A 22,581-nucleotide genomic window follows, 5' to 3' on the forward strand; every position below is an offset into this window, starting at 1 on the left:
ATGACTGTTGCCTCATTCCTGAGCAACGGCAAAGCGGCAGCACAAAATGGCAATCTGACATATGAAGAGCAGATCATTCTGTGCTCTGCTTTTCATATCGTTGATCAATACGCAGACTACCCGGTAACATTATCCAACATTCACGCTCTGGATTTTGCCCAGGAATTTGATCGCCTCCTTCCTAGTGACCAAAAGGGGGAAAACATGATGCGTCAGGAACAAGAACAAGTTGTTCGGAGCCTTATGCGCATATTCCTGCATAGCAACGCGTCGGAAGGCCGAAAACGAGAGGTTGCCGTGAATGTATATACAGAGTGCCAGTCTGCTCATTTGGCGTTATCGTCATAACGGGGCCTAACATGAAAAAACCAATCGACAACCCAGCTGACCCGTTCAAAAAGGCCCTCGCCGAGGCCACCAAAGTCATGGCCAATGACTCGGATCTGAGTGTCAACTACACGGTTGATCCCTCGGGCCTGTCTGGCGATGCCATGCGCCTGCCGCAGGTATCGCGCCGGATGACTCGCCAAGAGGTGCTGCTGGCCCGTGGCACCGCCGATGCGCTGGCGCTGCGGCACCGGTTCCACGATGATGGCGTGCATGCCAAATACGTCCCGCCCGGTGACATGGCCCGCGATCTTTATGAGGCGATGGAAACCGCCCGTTGCGAGGCCATGGGTGCGCGGCATATGCCAGGCACCGCGTCTAACATCGATGTCAAAATCCAGAACGAGGCCCTGCGCAAGGGCTATGACCAGTGCAAAACCGCATCTGAGGCACCGCTTGCGGCCTCGGCTGGCTATCTGATCCGCCATCTGGCTACAGGTCGTCCCCTACCCGAGGGTGCTGCCAACGTAATGGAGCTGTGGCGCGGGTTTATTGAAAGCCAGGCCGGTGAGACGCTGGAGAACCTGGACGAGACCATCTCGGATCAGGCTGAATTTGCCAAGTTTGCGCGCAAGGTCATCAACGATCTGGGCTATGGCGATCAGCTGGGCGATGACCCGGATGATCTTGATGATCAGGACGATCGGGCCGAGGACGACGCAGAGGAACAGCAGGATCCCGATAGCACCGGTCAGGACGACTCTGAAGACGAAGACGCCGACGCCGATGCTGAACAGAGCCAGGAACAGCAGCAGGACGAGCAGCAGGCTCAGGTTTCTGCCGATGATATGGCGGACGAGGAAACCGGCGAAGAGACCGAGATGCCCGATGGTGAGGCACCGCTGGAACCACCTTCGCCGCCACCAGCGTCGGATGCTGACCCGGACTACAAGGTATTTCTGGGTGATCACGACGAGGAAATCCGCGCCGAGGATTTGGCTGAACCGGCCGAGCTGGAACGGCTGCGCGCCTATTTGGATCAACAGCTGGAGCCATTGAAGGGTGCCGTAAACCGTCTGGCCAACAAGCTGCAGCGCCGCCTGCAGGCGCAGCAGAACCGGTCGTGGGAGTTTGATCTGGAAGAAGGCATTCTGGATGCCGGTCGTCTGGCCCGTGTGGTGGTTAGCCCCACCACGCCCCTGTCGTTCAAGATGGAGAAAGATACCGAATTTCAGGACACTGTGGTGACGCTGCTGATCGACAACTCGGGATCCATGCGCGGTCGTCCGATTTCCATCGCCGCCATCTGTGCCGATGTTCTGGCCCGGACGCTAGAGCGTTGCGGTGTTAAGGTCGAAATTCTTGGCTTTACCACCCGTGCCTGGAAAGGCGGACAGGCACGTGAGGTTTGGCTAAACGATGGCCGCCCGCAAATGCCAGGCCGTCTGAACGACTTGCGTCACATCATCTACAAAAGTGCCGATGCACCCATGCGCCGCACCCGGCCCAATCTAGGTCTTATGATGAAGGAAGGCCTGCTGAAGGAAAACATCGACGGCGAGGCGCTGGAATGGGCGCACCGTCGGATGGCTGCGCGGCAAGAAGCGCGTAAGATCCTGATGGTGATTTCCGATGGCGCACCAGTGGATGACAGCACCCTGTCGGTGAACCCGGCCAACTATCTTGAAAAACACCTGCGCGATGTGATTGCCATGGTCGAGAAAAAGAAGATTGTTGAGCTGCTGGCGATTGGCATCGGCCACGATGTGACCCGCTATTATAATCGCGCGGTCACCATCACTGATGTGGAACAGCTGGCTGGTGCGATGACCGAACAGCTGGCGGCACTATTTGATCAGGACCCACGTGCACGTGCGCGGTTTATGGGGATTAAACGAGCCAGCTAACGCTGCCTCTTGCCTCTGACAGAGGTATTTGGAACAAGATAGATAACAGGCGCGTCACAACGATGACGCGCCTTTGGCACTTTTGGAGGACCCTACATGTACCAGACATTTGATGTGACCGCGCGCCCGGATCAGGGTCCTCCTCGGCTTGCAGCTTTGCGTTCGGAAATCGCCGGTGAAGGGCTGGATGGCTTTCTGGTGCCGCGCGCCGATGCGCATCAGGGCGAATATGTCGCCCCCAGTGATGAACGTTTGAGCTGGTTGACCGGGTTCACAGGATCCGCCGGGTTCTGTGCCGTGCTGACTGACATTGCCGGAGTTTTTATCGACGGGCGCTATCGCACCCAGGTCAAGCGGCAGGTGGCGGCAGAGTTTACGCCGGTGCCCTGGCCCGAGGTCAAACTGGCGGGCTGGTTGAAAGAGAAATTGCCCAATGGCGGCAAGGTGGGGTTTGACCCTTGGCTGCATGCAGCGGGCGAGATCAAAAGCCTGATCAAAGGCTTGCAGGGCAGCGGCATTGAAATGGTGCAGGTAAGCAACCTGGTAGATCGGGTCTGGGACAACCGCCCTGCCGCGCCGATGGAGCCAGTCAGCGCCCACCCGATGCAATATGCCGGTGAAAGCGCCGCAGACAAATGTGCACAGCTGGCGAAGAATCTGAAAGAGGCCGGGCAATCGGCAGCGCTGATCACTCTGCCGGATTCGATCATGTGGCTGTTGAACATTCGTGGTGCTGATATTGCCCGCAATCCGGTTGCACATAGCTTTGCCATCTTGCATGACGACGCACGGGTTGATCTGTTTATGGCTGCCGAAAAACTGGCGGATCTTGGCGATCATTTTGGAGCGAGCGTCACAGTAATGGCCCCAACCGAGCTGGAACCTGCCGTGGCCGCGTTGAATGGATCGGTGGCAGTGGACGGTTCAACCGTTCCACAAGCGCTGGCAGATCTGCTGGGTGACCGCCTGGTCAACACAATCGATCCCTGTACCCTGCCCAAGGCACGCAAGAACGCGGCCGAGATTGAAGGCAGTGCGGCCGCCCACCTGCGCGATGGTGCCGCCATTGTCGAGATTTTGGCATGGCTCGATGATCAGGCCCCCGGCAGTGTGAGTGAAATTCAGGTTGTGACCAAACTGGAAGAGCTGCGCCGCCGCGATCCGGCCCTGCGTGACATCAGCTTTGAAACCATCGCTGGCACTGGCGAAAATGGCGCTGTGATGCATTATCGCGTGACCGAGGAAACCGATACCGTGCTGAAAGACGGCGACCTGCTGGTACTGGACAGTGGCGGTCAGTATCTGGACGGCACCACCGACATCACCCGCACTATTCCTATTGGTTCCGTTGGAGATGAAGAGAAAGCCGCCTTTACTCGTGTATTGCAGGGGATGATCGCCATGTCGCGCCTGCGCTGGCCCAAAGGACTGGCCGGGCGCGATATCGAGGCTGTAGGGCGCATGCCACTGTGGTTGGCCGGACAGGACTTTAACCACGGGTTGGGCCACGGCGTTGGGGCCTATCTGAGCGTTCACGAGGGCCCACAACGGCTGAGCCGCGTCAGCCACGTGCCGTTTGAAAGTGGTATGATCCTGTCGAATGAGCCGGGATATTACCGCGAGGGGGCCTTTGGCATTCGTATTGAAAACCTGTTGGTAGTAGAGCCCGCGGCTGAACTGACCAGTGCTGACGCTGAACGCGAGATGCTGGCCTGGCGCAACCTGACCTTTGCGCCGATTGATAGCCGACTGATTGTCAAAGAGATGATGAGCCAAGATGAGATCAATTGGCTAAATGACTATCATGCCGAGGTCGCCGCGAAAGTCGGACCCAACGTCAGTGCGTCTGCACAGGCCTGGTTGGAAAAAGCAACAGCGACAATCTGAGATCCAGCTGATACAAAGGCGAACACAAAAAAGAACGACAACAACAGGGAAGTAATAATGACGGACATTCGTATTCGCAAAACTGGTGGGACTTGGGTTGTACGCTCGGGCGGCGCGGTGCTTGGTGAGAGCAATAGCGCGTTGGAACTGAGCGAGGGGGATCTGGACCCAGTGATCTATTTTCCGCGAAACGATATCGCCATGGCCATGCTTGAACCAAGCGACAAAACCACGCATTGCCCGCACAAGGGTGATGCCAACTATTTTTCGATCGTCAACAAATCCACGACAACCAAAGATGCTGTCTGGAGCTATGAAAACCCGATCGACGCCGTTGCAGAGATCAAAGACCACCTGGCGTTCGTTCTCAGTGACTCGGTCAAAATTGAGCATTTCTAAAATACTGCTCTGATGCATCAGCAAGGTAAGGCTTTTGTTGGCATGTCCAACAGGGCCTACCCTATGACTGATGTCATAATCGTACCGTTGTCTGACACGCGACCAAGGCCGCATGGGACGATCATCTAGCTACATCTTCAGAACGACGACCTGTCGCACCGGGAAAACGCGCTAATGGAGCAGGGAATTACTTAACTGGCGTCTTGCAGCTTCCATCGCATCACCCGATCCGACAAAGTGCGTTTCGTTCGCACATCGTATCGCGTAATCGATTAGGGCCTCCAATGACACTCGTTCTTTTTCTTGCTCGCTCATTTTCTTTTTCGCTTCAGCCTCTTGTGGGCCGAATTTCGAGAAGAACATAGCATTCCTTCCGTCTGCCTGTGAGTAAGTACTTCTGTACCTATACTATCTTGTGCCAAAACTGTGGATAAGAGCAATCGAAAGAAAAAATTAACCTATGTTAAAAATCGATACTTCCCAGATCAATGGTCGATTGTTGCGCATGTTTCTGACTGTGTATGATCAGAAGTCTGTCAGCAAGGCGGCGCATCAGCTAGACATCAGCCAGTCAACTGTGAGCCACAATATCGAAAAACTGCGGAGTATTTTGGGCGACAGCCTATTCATTCAGGCCGGCCGTGGCATCATTCCTAGCGCACATGCTGAGCTTATGGCCCCCAAGGTTCGACGCTTGCTGGCCGAAATGGAAGCGCTTGTTGACGCAAGTCACTATGACCCCGAAACGGACGATGAGCCTTTTGTTATTGCAGCAAACGGCAGCACCCTCGCCCACGAGGTTAGCCAGATTCGCGACGAAATATGGTCACAACATGCTGATAAAAAAGTAATTTTTCGAGAACTCGGGCCGCGCGGAAATATGGAACACATGCTGGACAGCGCCAGAGCGAATATTGCTGTTGTGGTACGTCCGCCCAACTATCCGCAAACTTTGCAGTACCAGAATCTGTCGTCAGATCAGATGGTCGTGTTTCATGACGCCACTTCGACGAAGCCGATTGAGACGGTCGAGGAGTATTGCCAAGCGCGTCATGCCGCACTGGACTTCGGAGGGGGTGCCAAAAGTGAGCTGGCTTTGGCACTGGAGGAAAAAGGCCTGACGCGCGAGATTTCTTGCTTGGTTCCCAATATTTGGTTGCTGGCAGAAATGGTCCGCGGTTCAGATTTGATTGCGACATTTCCGTCACAACTGGGTAAATCTGCATTTGCAGGCTTACAAAGCTGTCCCGTTCCCCTGCCCCAGCCTGAAATTCACTTTGATCTAGTTTGGCATCGTCGCAATGACAATTCAGCCCGATTAAAATGGTTGAAGGAAACCATTTTCAACGCCCTATCCCGCCAGATCAGCACCGAGGCCACAGCGCCTTAGATCAGGCCTTAGCTGTGTTCTTCGGCGGCTGCAGCCGCCAGGGCACGGTTATAGGCCTTGAGCACATCAATATGGTACAGAGCGCCCAAGATCTCAGTCTCGTCGTCGTTTTGCGTAACCACCGGAACGTAGTCGATATCAGCATGATCAAAGATCGGCATCGCTGCCTCGAGACTGGCCGAGGCAGCGATGCTTAGCCCCTGAGCGATCAGTGCTTCGCAGTCATGCGTATTTGCACAGCGAGGGCCCCCAATCGGGCGCATCACTGCTCCGGCCTGAATGAGCGTCAACAGGTAGGCCTGAGGCCCCGCCGCACAGTGAATATTACGTTTTTTGAGCTGCGTCAGAAAGAAGCTCCGATCAACCAGGCGCGACGCGAGCGCCGTGGACATGGAAACAGCAACCATCACCGCCAGACCAATTTGCCAGTCGCCTGTCAGCTCGAACACAATCAGCGTTGTCGAAATTGGCGCCCCTAGGACCGCGGCAGCAACTGCACCCATTCCGGCAAAGGCATAAAGTGTGTGGGTTCCGGAAACGTCAGGCAGAATCGCGGTTGCAACCAGCCCAAAGGCCAATCCTGTCAAGGCTCCGACCATCAGAGACGGAGAAAACACGCCTCCGCCCATGCGCCCACCCATGGTGATGGCGACCGCAGCGGTTTTTACGATGGCAAACAAGATCACCTGACTTAGAACCAGCCCCCCCGTCAATGCGAGCACTGTTGTTTCGTAACCAACGCCAATGATGTGGGGGAACCAGATGGCAATAACGCCAAGCAGTGTACCAGCCACAGCCGGACGTAGCCAACGTGGCAACTTCAGAAAGTCCTGCACGTAGGTGCCAATTGTATCGGCCCAGAATATCGAGCGCATCAGAATCACCGCAACCAGACCGCAGACAATCCCAAGCATCAGAAATGCGGGCAGCTCGACGTAGAATTGAAGCGCGCCAGGCGTGGCAAGGTTAAACTCGGTCACGTCGCCATAGGCCAACCGGTTGATGACTGTTCCAGCGACGGATGCAATTACGATCGGTGCGAAGGCGTGCACGGCAAAGTGCCGTAAGACAACTTCGAGTGCGAACAAAGCCCCCGCTATCGGCGCATTAAAACTGGCGGAAACAGCCGCTGCAACAGCGCAGCCCAACAGATCCCGCCCGGTCAAGCCATCGGCCTGGATGCGGTTACTGACCCATGTTGAAATCACCGCCGCCAAATGCACAACCGGCCCTTCACGCCCCGAGGAACCGCCTGTGCTAAGCGTCAGGAACGAGGCAAGCGCCGAGGCAAGCCCTTCGCGGGTTTCAACCCGGCCTTCGCCCATGGCAGATCCTTCGATCACGTCCGCAACCGAGCGCACGCGCCCATCCGAGGTGAAATTGTGCAGGATCAAGCCCACAATAAGACCACCAGCTGAGGGAATGATCAGCAACCAGTACCAGGGCAAAGACAGGGCAAAGGTATGCAGGAAATGGATATCATCTGCGCCATAGACCCAGGCCTGTAGTGCAGCAATCCCCATCCGAAAGAACAGCGCGGCAAAGCCTGCCGCGATACCAATTGCCAGGGCAATGAACCAGAACTGTATCTGACTTGGTCCCCGGTGGCGCAACACACGCCAAACGTCGCGCAACGCAGCTATCGCCTGCGCGCGCTGCGCCGAGAAAGTCTGGGCGATAGTTTTGGTCATGCTGTGCCTCTTGTCTGCTCTTATCCTATATGCAGCGCCGCCAACTTACGAGAAAGACAGTTAATTTTGTCCGGCAGTGGCACCAATATCCAGTTTCTTCAAAGAAACTGCCCCGGAAAATTCGAATTTTCCGGCCAGTACAGCCAATGTCAGCCCGCCAGAAGCGACCGCGCGGCGGCTCGGGCTTCCTGGGTGATGGTGTCGCCGGACACCATGCGGGCCAACTCATCAATCCGGGCGTCACTATCCAAGGGCACCACTGTCGACAGAGTGGTGTTATCCACCACCTGTTTTTGCACGCGCCAATGATACGCCCCTTGGGCCGCAACCTGAGGCGAATGGGTGACCACGAGAACCTGCCCACCATCAGCCAGTGCAGATAGGCGACGGCCAACAGCATCGGCGGTAGCCCCACCCACACCACGATCGATCTCATCAAAAATCAGGGTCTGGCCGCTGTCATCACCATGCAAACAAACCTTGAGCGCCAACAAGAAGCGGCTCAACTCGCCCCCCGAGGCAATTTTGTTCAGCGGGCCAGCGGGGGCGCCTGGATTGGTGGCAACGGCAAAGGCCACCGCGTCCTGCCCCTCGGGACCCGCTTCGGCCACAGCAAAGGTTGTCTGGAACACCGCGCGTTCCATTTTCAGCGGCGCCAATTCGGCCATGACGGCTGCATCCAGCGCGGAAGCGTTATTCTTGCGCGCTGCACTCAGGGTCTCTGCTGCCACTGTATATGCGGCCTGTGCTGTAGCCAAAACTGCCTCTTGATCAGCCAGATCCTGATCACCAGCTTCTAGGGCCGACAGCTTGCTACGAAGCGTTTCCGCATAGGTGCCAAGCTCATCGGCCAGCACATCGTGTTTGCGCGCCAAGGCACGAATTGCAAACAAGCGCTCTTCGCACTGTTCTAGCTCTGACGGATTGAACTCTAGCCCATTCAGCACCCGCCCTACGCCATCCTGGGCTTCACCCAATTCGACCATGGCACGGCTAAGCGCCGCAAGCGGGGCGTCCAGATCTGCCGCGTCACTGCTGCTGACGGATTCGAGCCATCGCTGGGCTTCGCTCATTGCGCCTTCGGCACCTTGGGACAACATCTCATGGGCGCGGGCGACATCGCCGCGAATTCGTTCGGCGCCCTGCATCTGGCGACGGCGTGCATCCAGTTCGGCATCTTCGCCGGGCTGTGGATCAAGCTGATCAAGCTCAGCGACTGCATGGCGCAAAAACTCTTCTTCTGCGCGCACCGCGTCCAAGGCAGACCGGGTTGCCTCTACCGTTTTTTGCGCCCGCGCCTTCTCAGTCCAGGCGGAACGCACCGACGACAACAAATCCTCTAGCTGCGCGTATTCATCCAGCATGGCCCGGTGACCACGGGGGTTAAGCAAGCCTCGATCGTCGTGTTGACCGTGCAGTTCTACCAAAGTTTCCGACAGGGCCCGCAGCACTTCACCAGAGCAACGCCGATCATTGACCCAAGCCGTCTTGCGCCCTTCGGCGGTATTGACCCGGCGAAAAATCAATGCGCCATCTTCACAAGGCGGCAAGCCTGCTTCGTCCAGAACCAAATGGGCAGGATGACTTTTGTGCAGATCAAATTCGGCGATAACTTCGCCTTGTTTGGCTCCCTGACGAACCAATTCTGCGCGGCCTCGCCACCCGAGAACAAATCCCAGCGAATCCAGAAGGATCGATTTGCCCGCACCAGTTTCACCGGTCAGCACATTCAGCCCGGCCTGAAAGTTCAATTCCAGGTGGTCAATGATCAAGAGATCGCGGATTTCAAGCGTGCGCAGCATCGCCCAGCCCCATATCAGGCCTTACAGCCATTGCCCTCGAACCGACTGACGATAGATCTGGCTCAACCAGTTGTTGCCCCGGTCTTTCATCTTCAATCCGTTTGCAGTCAGCAGCTTATAGCTATCCTCGTACCATTCAGACGACCGATAGTTATGGCCCAAGATTGCTCCAGCGGTTTGCGCTTCGTTGGTCAGACCCAGTGAAAGATAGGCCTCGACCAAACGATGTAGGGCTTCGGGTGAATGGCTGGTGGTCTGGAAATCCTCGACAACGACGCGGAAACGGTTGATCGCAGAGGAAAAATGCCCTTTTCGCAGATAATAGCGGCCGATTTCCATCTCTTTGCCGGCCAAGTGATCAAACGCCAGATCAAACTTCAGAATGGCCGAATTGGCGTACTCACTGTCCGGGTACACCTCGATCACAGTTCGCAAGGCCTGCAGAGCCTGAAAGGTCAGCCCCTGATCGCGGCCAACTTCGTCAATTTGGTCGTAATAGCTCAGCGCCAGCAAGTACTGCGCATAAGCTGCGTCTTCTTCTGTTGGATAGAAATCGATAAAGCGTTGAGCAGCAGCGCGACTATTCTCATAGTCTTTGTCCTGATGATGAGCAAAGGCCTGCATGATCAATGCACGTTGCGCCCAAGACGAGTACGGATAGAGGCGTTCGATTTCAGAGAAATAGTAGGCAGAATCTACGTTGCGATTACGTGCCAGCTCAAACTCACCGCGTTCAAAAATCTGTTCCGGCGTGAAAGCTTCGAGATTTATTGAACGGTTGCCTTCACGGCCACCGCCGCTGCAACCAACAACTGCAGCGAGCAGAAGAACTGCGCCAATGCTTCTGGCCCCTGCCCTAATGCCGATCATAATAGCCTAACCTCACCGTCTTATCTTGCGGGTGTTCACCCCGGTTCCGTTTGGTCTAGCACATTCATTTGATGTGCAAAACGTCTTTAAACCAATTTCGTGTTCACTTGGCAGAGAAAGCCGGGCGCGGTCAAGGGCAGCGAGCCAACAAGACGGAAACAACCACAGTTACCATGGAAAAACAGCCCCAACCAGGAGCGTTGGGAAACCACGTCTTGGTGAAGACCCAAAGGGATCGATTAGGCGACTCGGGCTACTTCTGTTGGGATCTCAGACCAAACCAGGCCTTGACCCGGCAAACGAGACGCCATCACAGCATCACAGGTAACGGTCCGAACCGCATCAGGTGTGGAGAAAAGTTCACGCAGCAAGGTATTGGTCAATGAGTGCCCTGCCCGTTGGCCAACATACAGCCCAATCAACGGCCCACCAATCAGTGCAAGGTCTCCCAGCGCATCCAGCATCTTATGGCGCACAGGTTCATCATCATGACGCAGCCCTGCACCGCTCTCGACTGAATTGCCATCAAAAACCACGGCATTTTCGCCCGGGACACCACCAAGAGCCAAGCCATTGGCCTGCATGGTTTCAACATCCGAACGGCTACAGAATGTGCGGCTGTCACAAAGCTCACGTGCAAAGGTACCATTGCGCATGTCCAACGACTTGCTTTGCTGGCCAATCGCCTCGTCGTTAAAGTCGATATGAAACTCGATCCGAGTACGATCAGAGGGCATCAATGTTGCCTTGGCACCATTTTGCTCGACAGTGACTGGCTTGAGAATTTCGTAAGCAACAACCGGCGCAGACAACCGGCGCAGGCCTTGCTTCATGATACCGCGCACAAACGGAGCAGACGAGCCATCAACGATTGGAACTTCAGGGCTATCGATCTCGACCAGTGTATTGTGCACACCGCACCCAGCCAGGGCTGCCATAATGTGCTCGACGGTGGAGACAGAAACGCCAGCTTCGTTGACCAGCCGGGTACACAGAGCGGTGCGCTCAACCATATCCCAGCGAGCGGGAATGGTAGCATTGCCCAAGGCGATATCTGTGCGTTTGAATATGATACCGTGGCCCGCAGGTGCCGGACGCAGACTCATTTTAACAGCATGCCCTGAATGCAGGCCTACTCCTTCAAATGTCACCGATGTCTTGAGCGTATTTTGCACTCTGTGCCTCGTCGCGTCGTGTCCAGCTTCATGAGCTGTGTTGCGGTAGAACTAAGATGTTACGAAAAATGTAACAACTCAATCTTTGTAACGGTTTGAAACATGGCTGTAACAAATCGGCAAAACACCGCTTAACTGCAACCAACCTCCTGAAATCAAACAAAAAGGGGCCATCCGCAGATGACCCCCTTTTCGAGATATGTGACTGTCTTAGTTCGCCTGACGACGCAAGAAGGCAGGAATTTCGATCCGCTCTTGCTCAGGATTGATCTCTTGAACCGGAGCTGGAGCCTGCTGATGCAGAGTCGGTTGCTGGCGCTGAGGCTGCTGAGGAGCGGCAGGTGTATCACCGGCCTGACCCGTCATACGGTGGATCAGAGAGTTCAGGCCAAACCCGCCACGCTGCCGGGTTTCATCCTGTGAAGTGTTATTTGCAGCAGCTGGCTGCGCTTGCTGAGCTGCGGCTTGTAAACGCACAATCGCCTCGGGCGAAGGTGTGCCAGGCGCTGGAGCCTTGGGCGCAACAAATGTCTCAGCTGGAGCCTCGGCAACATCGGCCTGTGGCTGGAACGCTGCGACCTGAGGCTGATAAGCTGGCGCCGGAAGGCCATCTTCAGCAATCTGCTCTGGCTCTTCGAAAATGTCTTCGGCTTGCTCTTGCGCTGCGGCTTGCTCGACATCCATTCCCTCAAACAGCGAAGGCTCTTGTGCAGCCACTTCCGCTGCAACAGGAACTTCAACAGGGGCTTCCAGTTCAAGCGGCGCAGGGCGCTGCTCGGCTGTGACTGTTTTTGTCAAAGGAGCCGACATCGGGCGACGTGGTACCGGAAGATCGGTCTGAACGTCGACAGCATCGATGCCAGTTGCAACAACCGAAACGCGCATCTTGCCTTCCATGGCGGTATCCAATGTGGAACCAACGATGATATTGGCCTCTGGGTCCACCTCTTCGCGAATGCGGTTGGCGGCTTCGTCCAGCTCAAACAGTGTCAGGTCATGCGCACCGGTGATGTTGATCAGAACGCCTTTGGCACCGCGCAGGCTAATTTCGTCCAGCAGCGGGTTGGCGATGGCTTTCTCAGCGGCCTCAACAGCACGGGTTTCACCGTCTGCCTCGCCTGTGCCCATCATCGCTTTGCCCATTTCGTCCATTACGGCGCGAACATCAGCAAAGTCCAGGTTAATAAGACCAGGGCGAACCATCAGGTCAGTCACACCCTTAACACCTTGATACAGAACATCATCTGCCATCGAGAAGGCTTCGGTGAATGTGGTCTTTTCATTAGCCAGCCGGAACAGGTTCTGGTTGGGAATGATGATCAGAGTATCGACCACCTTTTGCAGGGCTTCGACGCCGTCTTCTGCCTGGCGCATCCGCTTGGCACCTTCGAATTGGAACGGCTTGGTGACAACACCAACGGTCAGAACACCCAGTTCACGGGCGGCCTGTGCGATGATCGGGGCTGCACCTGTACCGGTACCGCCACCCATACCTGCGGTGATAAAGCACATGTGTGCGCCCGCCAGGTGATCAACGATTTGTTCGATGCTTTCTTCAGCAGCGGCGGAACCAACCGAGGGGCGCGCACCAGCACCCAGACCTTCGGTTACCTTAACGCCCAGCTGCACACGGCTTTTGGAGGCACTTTGCTGCAACGCCTGTGCGTCTGTATTGGCAACGACGAAATCAACGCCATCCAGCTCTTTCTCGATCATATTGTTGACAGCGTTACCACCTGCACCACCAACACCAAACACGGTGATACGTGGTTTCAACTCTTCTTGCCCGGGCATCGAAAGGTTCAATGTCATCTCATTCCGCCTTTTATTATGCGCCCCTGTCCGAGGCATTTTTATTTCCTGTCAACCTTGACACTACCTCGTGAGGGCGAATTCGTCATCAAAAAAAGCGCGTTTCCCCACAAAATATGGCAAAAATGCGTCAACTGTCCGCGACATTTCGCCTACGAGTCTATATCAAGGGTATTTCAGTCAGAAACACACAAACACGCCAAACAACTCTGCAAAACAGAAGCAATCGCACGTTTCGTCCATTTCGGTGCAAACCACTGCTCGGCCTGCGTGTTCCGCCACTTAAATGGCTGGTTGACGACACTTTAACGCGTCTTCAGATCCCTGTCATCAGGCATTCAGTTGCAGGACGCATTTTTCAGTCGCCCTCCAACAATTCTTACCAATTATCCCTGAACCAGCGGACAGCGCGGCGCAGCGACCCGCCGGACTGTCGGTCAGTTGGAACTTCAAAGTCCCACCACTCATCCTGCGGGTTCGCTGCAAACAAACTTAACCCTACGGCACTGGCAAAACTGGATCCTGTGGCGGATTGTGGCAGTCCATGCACCCGCAAAGGTCGCCCAAGACGAACCTGATGCCCCAAGATACGACTAGCCAGGCCGTCCAGACCCATAATTTGGCTCGAGCCGCCAGTGAGAACGATCTGCTGGCTTGGAAGTTGGTCGAATCCGGCGGCATCCAACCGAGCGCGCACCTCTTCAAAGATTTCCTCAACACGGGGACGCATAATGCCAATGAGCTCGGCCCGCGACACCGTGCGCCGGTCATGTTCCCAATCGCCAGTGTCACCACCAATATCAATCATATCACGATCATCGGCACCGGTGGCATGTACGCCACCGCAAAAGGTCTTGATCCGTTCAGCCGCCGCAGTTGGAACACCCAACCCCATCGAAATATCGCTGGTCACGTGATCTCCGCCCATACGAACCGCATCGGTATAGATCATGTGCTTTTTCATAAAGATCGACACCGAGGTCGATCCGCCGCCCATATCGATGCAGGCCGCGCCAAGTTCCTGCTCGTCCTCGACCAAGGCAGATATCCCAGCGGCATAGGCTGAGCTGGCAATACCGGCAAGTTCAAGATCACAGCGTTTGATGCAGCGCACCAGGTTCTGAACCGCTGCGGCATCAACAGTGACCATATGCATGTCTACGGCCAGAGACTGCCCCAACTGCCCACGCGGATCATTTAGACCCGACCGGTTGTCGAGCGCAAAATTGACAGGCTGGGCATGCAAAACTTCGCGACCCACGCCGTATTCAGGCACTTCGCAGGCACCCAGCACACAGGCCACTTCATGCTCGGTAACCACCTGCCCCTGCAGGTCAACTTGAGCATCCAGCCCGTAAGAGCGCGGGTTGGCCCCTGAAAAACATGCGATCACATGATCGACCCGAACTTCGGCCATTTTCTGCGCCGCCTGAACCGCCGTGCGTATCGCGCGCTCGGTTTCCTGCATCGCAGTAATTTCGCCAAATTGCACACCGCGTGACCGCGTCGTCGCGGCGCCAATGACCCGAAAACCGGACTGACCAGCCAGCGACCCGATAGAGCTGTCTTCGCTCAGTCGGCTGCTGCCGTCAAATCGCAGCACCAGGCAAGCTATTTTGGAACTGCCGACATCCAGTACGGCAATCACGCCGCGTTGCATGGACTGACGGCGCATTTGCCGCATGGCTCGCTGGGATTGATAGAGATCTGTCATGCCTTCTATCCGCCTCCGTTAATCTGTCTAATCCGCCACCACTCCTGGACGGCGGTTTCGCTCATCCGTACCGTGGCACGGGCTGACAATCTCATATCCACCACAGCGACATCACGCTCCAGCAGGTCTCGCACCTCGCTCACCGCGATCACCCGCTCCAGAGCCGAAACCGCGTCCTCGGCAGGCAACATAACGCTTTGCCCGCGATCCAGAATCACATCCCAACGACGCTCGCCCACACGGACCAAGCCGCGCAGTCTTTGCCCCAATGGACTGGCGACCGCGTACAGTCTCATGGCCTCGTCGACATGTGCGTCCGCGCCCTTACCTGCGATCAGAGGCAAGTCAGCATGCATCGAACGGTGCCCCAGTTCAGCGACATGCGCACCAGTTTCGTCCAACAAAGCCAGCCCCTGACGACTGCGCCATACCAACACCGGCTGTCGCTCGACCACGTCAACCTGCAGCACACCGCCCGAACGGACCCGCACCGCGGCGGTTTTCACGGAGTCCAGCGAAACAATCACTTTACGGATTTGATCGACATCAAGATCGAAAGAGCTCATCGGAAAGTTCAGCGAGACAACTTCGCGGATATCATCCGAGACATCGCCGCTGGCCCCATCAATAGCCAGCATCTTGACCTGGAACTCAGGGCGATCGTGGATCGCCTGGCGAATGTCAGAAATGAAAATGTTGAGCGCATCGCGGCGCTCTTCGCTGGCCATATAGGCAGAACCCAAAACAAAAACCAGGCAGAACGGAACGCCAATGCGCAAGCCGAGGCGAATGCCGGGCGTCAGCATCCATCGCTGCATGCGGTATTTCAGCCGCGACGGCGCAGGGTCTTGCTTTTGCGAAGCCTTGTTACGACGCCATGGGATCAACGATTGCATGATGCGTCCTCTACCAACCAGGCGCAGAGTTGACCAAAGGTCATACCCATATGTGCGGCTTGTTCAGGGGTGAGTGATGTTGGTGTCATACCCGGCTGCGTATTGGTTTCCAGCAAGATCAATCCATCAACACCGCGGCTTTCGTCCCAGCGAAAATCGGTGCGGCTAACACCACGACATCCCAGCGCACGATGCGCCCGCAGGGCATACTCCATGCACAGATCAAAGATCTCGGCTGGCAGGTCCGCCGGAACCACATGGCGCGAGCCACCGGGCTGATACTTGGCATCGTAGTCATACCAACCATCTGTCAAAATATCAGTGACGGTCAGAGCCCCTGGATCGTTTTCTCTATCGCCAACAACTGTGGTCGTCAGCTCACGACCTGGCGCATAGGTTTCGACCATGACCTGATTTGGCATATCGTCGGAAAGCTGCGGCGGTGTGTTTGCATCTTCGTGCACCAGATAAATGCCAACGCTGGAGCCTTCGTTGTTGGGCTTAACCACATAGGGCGGTGCCATCACATGTGATGCCATCACAACATCTTTATCAAACAGACCACTTTCAACAACCGGCAATCCGGCGCTACGGTAGACGTCTTTGCTGCGTTGTTTATCCAAGGCCAAAGCCGAGGCAAATACGCCTGAATGTGTATAGGGAACACCCATCCACTCTAGCAATCCCTGAACACAGCCATCTTCACCCCAGCGTCCATGCAAAGCATTAAAGGCCACATCCGGTTTAATTTCTTGCAACCGCGCGCAGAGGTCTGGACTGGCGTCCACCTCTACCACTTCAAACCCTTCACCCCGCAATGCGGCGGCGCATTCGCGCCCGCTGGACAAGGAAACCTCGCGTTCAGCCGAGGGCCCACCCATCAATACCGCTACTTTCGGGGGAGTCCCGCTCGACTTACCCACTTCAGATGCCTCAATATACACAGGGCTTTGCGCCCCTTTGGTTATTAGAGCCGTTGTCGGCCCGTTTTTATGTTCGGACGATTTTCGCCCTTTTATTTGTTTGGCGTCACCGCCGCCGGATCAAAGGGAACACCCAGTCCCTGCGCCATCCTACCAACCCAAGTCTTACCGACTTATTAACAGCTGGTTTACCAAGTTTACCTTTTCCCTAATAATTCTGCTCAATCCAGAAAAGCACTCGCACGTTCTATTGCTAGGAAGTGTTTGGGCGCATTAGGAATTTCAGGTTAGTCTGACAGCGGTTCACCGATCCGCATAATTTCCCACTCTAGCGTTATCCCGCTTGAGGCGTAAACCTTTTTTCGGACCTCTTCGCCCAAACCCTCAAGATCTGCGGCAGTTGCGCCACCCCTGTTGATCAGAAAGTTGGAATGTTTCTCACTCATTTGCGCACCGCCAACCATCGCACCACGCATTCCAGCGTCGTCAATCACTTTCCAAGCTTTCAAGTCATGAACATCATCCGCTTTGCCTGTGGATGAAAATCCGGCTGGATTACGAAAAGTCGACCCTGCGCTGCGATCCTTGGTTGGTTGCGTTTTATCACGGGTTTCCAGCTGTGCTTGCATACGGGCGTGGAGCTCGTCTGGCTCCCCTGCCCCGGCTCGCAACTTGGCAGAGACCAGAACCGCGCCTTTGGGCAGGTTCGTCTGGCGGTACTGGAAGGCCAGATCTTCACCCGTGATCTCACGAATTTCACCTTGGCGCGTGACGATGGTGGCCGAGACAAAAACATCCGCGACATAGCTACCGTAGCAACCGGCGTTCATACGGACAGCCCCGCCAATGGAGCCCGGAATCGTGCGCAGGAATGTCAGGTCCAGTCCGGCGTCAGCCGCCTTGCGCGCCACATGCGCATCCAGCGCAGCCGCGCCTGCAATGACAATATCGCCTTTGGTCTCAATAGAATTGAAGCCACGGCCAAGGCGGATCACCACAGCCCGCATGCCGCCATCGCGCACGATTAGGTTCGAGCCAACGCCCATCGGGAAAACCGCAACATCCGCATCAAGTAGAGACAGAAAGAGTGCCAGATCTTCAACGTCAGCAGGCTGAAACAGATAATCGGCGGCACCGCCGACACGCAGCCAGGTCAGATCCGCCAGAACACGATTTGAGGTCAGTCGCCCCCGGATATTGTCCATGTTCATGTTGCAGGTCCCTTGCTACGCCGTTTTGCGCATCTAGCCCAAGTCGCAGTGGCAAAACAACGCCCAGATTTCCATACTAGGGGGAATTTAGCCTAGCCTGCGGCGCGCGACCTTCTCAGGAGGGAATAAACCCAACCAGTTATGGTGCCGAGCACCAACCCGATCCCAAAAGGCATCACTGCAATCAGCGCGTATATGGCCAGAGCCACCTCCTCCCAACCTTCAAGCGTGCCGACATACCAATGAATCGCCGCGTATAGCACTCCCGTCAAAGCCAACAACACCAGGATCAACATATAGCGACCGCGCAGTGCCATCAGATGCGCAAATACAATTGCGCTAATGCCAACCGCAAAAAGAATAAGAGATTCCAATGTCCCACTAACCCCTGTTCAACTGCCGCCGCACCCAACGGCTTAGGTAGATTACAGGCCAGCGCAGCACTGACATACCCGCCAGAAGCACCGCCAAGCCCCACCAGGGGCCATTTTCATAAGTCACGTAGCCCAACAGTGGAATGCCCAATGCAATCAACACATAGGCCCGACGCCAGTGGTTGTCGTGACTGGGTATCATCGCCAGTACATTGGCGGCCAAGGCCCAGATCGCGGCCAGGATTAGGGATGTCGTCATTGCGGCGTTCCTCTCAACTTGCGCCAATAGTAGCGCAAAGGTTTGCGAAACATCGAGAAAAAAGCAGCCAAGCCGCCCAAGGCAGGCAACCAACCGTGCTGGACGCCCAAGAAAGCGATGATAACAGGAGCCGCAAGCAGGAGGACGATACCCGGCGGGAACTGCCATCGCATTGGAAGAAATGCCACAGAAGTGGCCATCAACGCCCAGATCACCGCATAGGTGACAGAGGTGCTGAGCCCCGCCAGCGCCATGTTTTAGCCTTGCAACCGAGTTGGCAGCCCGTTCGCCCAGGCACTAATGGTACCGGCCCCCAGGCAGACAACCATGTCACCGGGCTGCGCCTGTTCACGTACCAAGCGTTCCAGATCATCCTCGTCGATCAAAACCCGCGCGTGGCGGTGGCCGTGACGGATCAGGCCCGCAACCAGATCTTCGTGAGAGGCGCCTTCGATTGGATCTTCGCCAGCCGCAAAAACTTCGGAGATCGCCACCACGTCTGCCTCGTTAAAGCAGCCGCAGAAATCATCAAACAGGCTGGACAGGCGCGAGAAGCGGTGTGGCTGGTGCACCGCGATTACCCTGCCCTCGCTGGCCTGGCGCGCTGCCTTGAGAACGGCGGCAATCTCAACCGGGTGGTGGCCGTAGTCATCAATGATCGTGACGCCATCGACCTCACCCACTTTGGTAAAGCGGCGATTGACGCCACCAAAATTAGCCAGTGCCTCGCGAATTTCGTCAGGCTCCATACCCAGATGGCGCGACACTGCCACGGCGGACAGCGCGTTGGAAACGTTATGGTCACCCGGCATCGGCAGGCTACACCCTTCGATTACTAGATCCTCGGTCTGCAAGTGGATGTCAAAATGGGCCACACCGGCCTTGTAAGTCAGGTTGCTAGCACGCACATCAGCCTGAGCGTTAAAGCCATAGGTAACAACCCGGCGATCGGTGATCCGGCCCACCAGTGCCTGCACCTCGGCATGATCCGTATTGCAAACGGCGACGCCGTAGAACGGAATGTTCGACACAAAGTCATAGAACCCGTCGCGCAGAGCATCAAAGTTACCCCAGTGCTCCATGTGCTCGGGATCAATATTGGTTATAACAGCGATGGTTGCAGGCAGTCGGTTGAAAGTACCGTCGCTCTCGTCCGCCTCAACCACCATCCATTCACCAGCTCCAACACGGGCATTGCTACCATAGGCGTGAATGATGCCACCGTTGACCACGGTGGGGTCGAATTTCCCGGCCACCATTAGTTCAGCCATCATGGTGGTGGTGGTGGTTTTGCCGTGAGTACCGGCAATTGCGATGTTGGATTTCAACCGCATCAGTTCGGCCAGCATTTCAGCGCGGCGCACCACAGGCAAGCCACGGCGGCGGGCCTCGTCCAGTTCCGGGTTGCCCGGTTTGATCGCGGATGAGATCACCACAACCGAGGCCTCTTCCAGATTTTCGGCTTTCTGACCCACAAACACATGCGCGCCGAGTTCAGCCAGACGATCCGTAATTTTTGAGGATTTCAGATCAGATCCCTGGACAACGTACCCCTGGTTCAACAGAACCTCGGCGATGCCCGACATACCAATGCCACCAATACCAACAAAGTGGATTGGGCCAACGTCACCGGGGAGCTTGGTTGTAGGGGTCATGTCTTATCCTTTTTCGCCAATTGCTCGACCAAAGCCACCAAACGGTCAGTGGCATCGGGAACTCCGGCGCTTAATGCTGCTGCGGCCATTTGGCTTGCCGCGGAAGGGTTGCTTAGAATGGTGCTGATTTGCTCGGATAACGAGCCAGCGTCAAGTGCGCTTTCTGGGATCAAAATGGCACCACCAGCTTCGACCAAGCCACGCGCATTGGCGCTCTGATGATCGCCTGCCGCTGCTGCAAAGGGGATCAGAATTGAAGGGCGACCAATTACCGAAATGTCAGCGACGGAAGACGCCCCAGAGCGCGAGATAACCAACTGGGCCTCGCTCATCAGGGTTGGCACATCATGAAAGAATGGCTGCACATCGGCGTTGATACCATGTTCGGCATAAAACGCTGCAACTCGCTCGCCGTCCTCATCACGCGCCTGGTGCGACACACGCAAGTATTGGCGCACCCCGTCGGGCAAAGTAGCAATGGCTTCAGGCACAACATCACTCAGGATCCGAGCACCCTGACTACCGCCCATGACCAGAACCGACATTGGGTAATCACCCGGCGCAATGTAACCTGCCCCTGCTCGCTCTAGCACAGCACCGCGCACGGGATTTCCAACATGTTCAGCCAATACACCGTCGGGAAGATCCGTTGGCCAGACACCACAGGCGACGCCTGCAACGCGTTTGGCAAACAGCTGGTTTACGCGTCCAAGTACACCATTTTGTTCATGAATCAATCGCGGCAGTTTCAACAGCCTTGCCGCTCCCAGTGCCGGAATGGACGGGTAGCCTCCAAAGCCAATCACCGCATCGGGCCGGTCACGGCGCATTTGCAGTGCCATGCTCAGCACACCACCTGCTATTTTGGGCCCAACCATGGCCTTGGCCAATAGCCCCCCACGGGCAAAAGTCGCCGAAGAGACCTGGGTTATTTCTACGCCGTCGGGAAAGCCCCCGGTGTAGCGCGCACCGCGTGCGTCGGTGGACAGTTTCACCCGCCAGCCGCGCTCCAACATGGCCTCGGCCAGTGCTTGCGCCGGGAACATATGCCCACCGGTGCCGCCTGCCGCCATCAAAAGCAGTTTTTGTGCCATCCGCCCCTGTATTCCTTAATCTTAGCCGCGCGTGTGTCCGCGCAGCAAATCTGCAATGCCACCTTGTGGGCGTGAACGGGTAAAGGCCAAAAGCATCCCAACTGCAATGCCTGTGGCAATCAGCGACGATCCGCCATAACTGACAAACGGCAGCGTCATGCCCTTGGCCGGCAACAGACGTACTGCAACGCCCATATTGATCATCGCCTGTACACCCAACATGCACACCAGACCCGTGCCCGCCAGGCGAATAAACGTGTCACGCTCTCGCATCAACCGGAACAAAGACCGCACAACGATGATTGCGTAAAGAGCGATCAAGATCAGCACCAGCACCAGCCCGTACTCTTCGGCTGCTACGGCCACGATGAAATCAGTGTGCGCATCTGGCAGGGACCATTTCACCTGCCCCTCGCCCACACCAACACCAAACAGTCCGCCTTCGCGGATTGCATCAGCGGCATAGCCAAGCTGGGTTCTGGGATCGACTTCAGGGTTCAGAAAGCCATCAATACGGCGGGCAAAGTGCTCGGAATTGGCATAGGCAAACATGCCGCCCATCACCACAACACCTGCCATACCCACAAGTAACAGCATCGGCGCGCCAGCCACAAAATACATCACGCCCCAGCCAAACAGCACCAGACAGGCCTGGCCAAAGTCAGGTTGCATCGCCAGCATCAGAACCACGGTGACGCACAGGCCAAAAGACCACAGCTTTCCTGGAGGGCCATTGATGTGCTGGCTAGCCGCAATCATCCAGGCTGCCGCAACAACAAATCCTGGTTTTAAAAATTCCGAGGGTTGCACCGAGGCAAAACCAAGGCTGTACCAACGCACAGCACCCTTACCAAAGTCGGTGCCAAAAATCGGCAGAAACGCCAGCGCAACAAAGGCACAGGCAAATCCTAGCACCGCCAACCGCCGCACCAAGGTCGGCGACATCATCGAGGTCACGACCATCGCGATCAAAGCCGCTGAGCCAAATACCACCTGGCGTTCAACATAGTGAAAATTGCTAAGCCCATTACGCGAGGCCAATGGCACCGAGGCCGCTAGCCCCAGCAACAAGCCAACGATGAACAGGCCCAGGATGCAGGACAGAGTCCATTTATCAACTGTGCGCCACCATTTCGGAAGAATCGGTTCACCAACCTGCGTGGGAACCGCGCCATAGACCATTTCAGTCATGGGA

At 56.1% G+C, this 22,581-nt stretch carries 20 protein-coding genes; 5 read left to right on the forward strand and 15 right to left on the reverse strand.

The window, feature by feature from the left end:
- From AC2T28_RS12335 to AC2T28_RS12355, 5 genes are all read left to right on the forward strand, one after another.
- On the forward strand, positions 1–348 hold the full coding sequence (locus AC2T28_RS12335) for a hypothetical protein (protein WP_486749294.1): 348 nt from the start codon (positions 1–3) through the stop codon (positions 346–348).
- Positions 349–359: 11 nt separating this feature from the next.
- Positions 360–2,234, forward strand: a complete 1,875-nt coding sequence (cobT, locus tag AC2T28_RS12340) for a cobaltochelatase subunit CobT (protein WP_486749295.1) — start codon at positions 360–362, stop codon at positions 2,232–2,234.
- A gap of 96 nt (positions 2,235–2,330) precedes the next feature.
- The gene (locus tag AC2T28_RS12345; RefSeq protein WP_486749296.1) at positions 2,331–4,121 is read left to right on the forward strand and encodes an aminopeptidase P family protein; all 1,791 of its coding nucleotides are present in this window, start codon (positions 2,331–2,333) and stop codon (positions 4,119–4,121) included.
- A 57-nt stretch (positions 4,122–4,178) separates the two neighbouring features.
- Entirely contained in the window at positions 4,179–4,520 is a 342-nt protein-coding gene (locus AC2T28_RS12350; RefSeq protein WP_486749297.1) for a DUF427 domain-containing protein, read from the forward strand.
- Between the two features lie 460 nt (positions 4,521–4,980).
- Complete coding sequence (locus tag AC2T28_RS12355; protein ID WP_486749298.1) at positions 4,981–5,910, forward strand: LysR family transcriptional regulator; 930 nt, start codon at positions 4,981–4,983, stop codon at positions 5,908–5,910.
- 8 nt (positions 5,911–5,918) lie between these two features.
- On the opposite strand, the gene AC2T28_RS12360 is transcribed toward AC2T28_RS12355, so the two are convergent.
- From AC2T28_RS12360 to ftsW, 15 genes are all read right to left on the reverse strand, one after another.
- A complete protein-coding gene (locus tag AC2T28_RS12360) occupies positions 5,919–7,601 on the reverse strand; it encodes a chloride channel protein (RefSeq protein WP_486749299.1) in 1,683 nt (560 codons plus the stop codon).
- Positions 7,602–7,750: 149 nt separating this feature from the next.
- Positions 7,751–9,403: a DNA repair protein RecN gene (recN, locus tag AC2T28_RS12365; RefSeq protein WP_486749300.1), complete on the reverse strand. Its 1,653-nt coding sequence runs from the start codon at positions 9,401–9,403 to the stop codon at positions 7,751–7,753.
- Between the two features lie 21 nt (positions 9,404–9,424).
- A complete protein-coding gene (locus tag AC2T28_RS12370; RefSeq protein WP_486749301.1) occupies positions 9,425–10,273 on the reverse strand; it encodes an outer membrane protein assembly factor BamD in 849 nt (282 codons plus the stop codon).
- Positions 10,274–10,512: 239 nt separating this feature from the next.
- A complete protein-coding gene (lpxC, locus tag AC2T28_RS12375; protein WP_486749302.1) occupies positions 10,513–11,448 on the reverse strand; it encodes a UDP-3-O-acyl-N-acetylglucosamine deacetylase in 936 nt (311 codons plus the stop codon).
- 210 nt (positions 11,449–11,658) lie between these two features.
- Positions 11,659–13,260: a cell division protein FtsZ gene (gene ftsZ, locus AC2T28_RS12380; RefSeq protein WP_486749303.1), complete on the reverse strand. Its 1,602-nt coding sequence runs from the start codon at positions 13,258–13,260 to the stop codon at positions 11,659–11,661.
- 379 nt (positions 13,261–13,639) lie between these two features.
- On the reverse strand, positions 13,640–14,974 hold the full coding sequence (gene ftsA, locus AC2T28_RS12385) for a cell division protein FtsA (RefSeq protein ID WP_486749304.1): 1,335 nt from the start codon (positions 14,972–14,974) through the stop codon (positions 13,640–13,642).
- 5 nt (positions 14,975–14,979) lie between these two features.
- A complete protein-coding gene (locus tag AC2T28_RS12390; protein ID WP_486749305.1) occupies positions 14,980–15,870 on the reverse strand; it encodes a cell division protein FtsQ/DivIB in 891 nt (296 codons plus the stop codon).
- A complete protein-coding gene (locus AC2T28_RS12395) occupies positions 15,858–16,793 on the reverse strand; it encodes a D-alanine--D-alanine ligase (RefSeq protein WP_486749521.1) in 936 nt (311 codons plus the stop codon). The genes AC2T28_RS12390 and AC2T28_RS12395 overlap by 13 nt, the downstream gene beginning before the upstream one ends.
- 287 nt (positions 16,794–17,080) lie before the next feature.
- Positions 17,081–18,004, reverse strand: coding sequence for a UDP-N-acetylmuramate dehydrogenase (gene murB / locus AC2T28_RS12400; protein ID WP_486749306.1), 924 nt, complete (start codon positions 18,002–18,004; stop codon positions 17,081–17,083).
- Positions 18,005–18,096: 92 nt separating this feature from the next.
- The gene (locus AC2T28_RS12405; protein ID WP_486749307.1) at positions 18,097–18,378 is read right to left on the reverse strand and encodes a hypothetical protein; all 282 of its coding nucleotides are present in this window, start codon (positions 18,376–18,378) and stop codon (positions 18,097–18,099) included.
- A gap of 7 nt (positions 18,379–18,385) precedes the next feature.
- On the reverse strand, positions 18,386–18,637 hold the full coding sequence (locus AC2T28_RS12410; RefSeq protein ID WP_486749308.1) for a DUF2484 family protein: 252 nt from the start codon (positions 18,635–18,637) through the stop codon (positions 18,386–18,388).
- Entirely contained in the window at positions 18,634–18,891 is a 258-nt protein-coding gene (locus AC2T28_RS12415; protein ID WP_486749309.1) for a DUF2484 family protein, read from the reverse strand. Before AC2T28_RS12415 ends, AC2T28_RS12410 begins: the two co-directional genes overlap by 4 nt.
- 3 nt (positions 18,892–18,894) lie before the next feature.
- Positions 18,895–20,292 carry a UDP-N-acetylmuramate--L-alanine ligase gene (gene murC / locus AC2T28_RS12420; RefSeq protein WP_486749310.1) on the reverse strand — a complete coding sequence of 466 codons (1,398 nt, stop codon included), beginning with the start codon at positions 20,290–20,292 and terminating at the stop codon, positions 18,895–18,897.
- On the reverse strand, positions 20,289–21,386 hold the full coding sequence (locus AC2T28_RS12425; protein ID WP_486749311.1) for a UDP-N-acetylglucosamine--N-acetylmuramyl-(pentapeptide) pyrophosphoryl-undecaprenol N-acetylglucosamine transferase: 1,098 nt from the start codon (positions 21,384–21,386) through the stop codon (positions 20,289–20,291). The genes murC and AC2T28_RS12425 overlap by 4 nt, the downstream gene beginning before the upstream one ends.
- A 21-nt stretch (positions 21,387–21,407) precedes the next feature.
- Complete coding sequence (gene ftsW, locus AC2T28_RS12430) at positions 21,408–22,577, reverse strand: putative lipid II flippase FtsW (protein ID WP_486749522.1); 1,170 nt, start codon at positions 22,575–22,577, stop codon at positions 21,408–21,410.
- Positions 22,578–22,581: the final 4 nt, after the last annotated feature.

Source organism: Parasedimentitalea nitratireducens (genome assembly GCF_057444295.1).

What these genes read in the sequence shown, in the direction of transcription:
- AC2T28_RS12335 (WP_486749294.1), top strand. Translation starts at nt 1, where the DNA reads ATGACTGTTGCCTCATTCCTGAGCAACGGCAAAGCGGCAGCACAAAAT.
- cobT (WP_486749295.1), top strand. Translation starts at nt 360, where the DNA reads ATGAAAAAACCAATCGACAACCCAGCTGACCCGTTCAAAAAGGCCCTC.
- AC2T28_RS12345 (WP_486749296.1), top strand. Translation starts at nt 2,331, where the DNA reads ATGTACCAGACATTTGATGTGACCGCGCGCCCGGATCAGGGTCCTCCT.
- AC2T28_RS12350 (WP_486749297.1), top strand. Translation starts at nt 4,179, where the DNA reads ATGACGGACATTCGTATTCGCAAAACTGGTGGGACTTGGGTTGTACGC.
- AC2T28_RS12355 (WP_486749298.1), top strand. Translation starts at nt 4,981, where the DNA reads ATGTTAAAAATCGATACTTCCCAGATCAATGGTCGATTGTTGCGCATG.
- AC2T28_RS12360 (WP_486749299.1), bottom strand. Translation starts at nt 7,601, where the DNA reads ATGACCAAAACTATCGCCCAGACTTTCTCGGCGCAGCGCGCGCAGGCG.
- recN (WP_486749300.1), bottom strand. Translation starts at nt 9,403, where the DNA reads ATGCTGCGCACGCTTGAAATCCGCGATCTCTTGATCATTGACCACCTG.
- AC2T28_RS12370 (WP_486749301.1), bottom strand. Translation starts at nt 10,273, where the DNA reads ATGATCGGCATTAGGGCAGGGGCCAGAAGCATTGGCGCAGTTCTTCTG.
- ftsZ (WP_486749303.1), bottom strand. Translation starts at nt 13,260, where the DNA reads ATGACATTGAACCTTTCGATGCCCGGGCAAGAAGAGTTGAAACCACGT.
- ftsA (WP_486749304.1), bottom strand. Translation starts at nt 14,974, where the DNA reads ATGACAGATCTCTATCAATCCCAGCGAGCCATGCGGCAAATGCGCCGT.
- AC2T28_RS12390 (WP_486749305.1), bottom strand. Translation starts at nt 15,870, where the DNA reads ATGCAATCGTTGATCCCATGGCGTCGTAACAAGGCTTCGCAAAAGCAA.
- murB (WP_486749306.1), bottom strand. Translation starts at nt 18,004, where the DNA reads ATGAACATGGACAATATCCGGGGGCGACTGACCTCAAATCGTGTTCTG.
- AC2T28_RS12410 (WP_486749308.1), bottom strand. Translation starts at nt 18,637, where the DNA reads ATGACGACATCCCTAATCCTGGCCGCGATCTGGGCCTTGGCCGCCAAT.
- AC2T28_RS12415 (WP_486749309.1), bottom strand. Translation starts at nt 18,891, where the DNA reads ATGGCGCTGGCGGGGCTCAGCACCTCTGTCACCTATGCGGTGATCTGG.
- murC (WP_486749310.1), bottom strand. Translation starts at nt 20,292, where the DNA reads ATGACCCCTACAACCAAGCTCCCCGGTGACGTTGGCCCAATCCACTTT.
- AC2T28_RS12425 (WP_486749311.1), bottom strand. Translation starts at nt 21,386, where the DNA reads ATGGCACAAAAACTGCTTTTGATGGCGGCAGGCGGCACCGGTGGGCAT.
- ftsW (WP_486749522.1), bottom strand. Translation starts at nt 22,577, where the DNA reads ATGACTGAAATGGTCTATGGCGCGGTTCCCACGCAGGTTGGTGAACCG.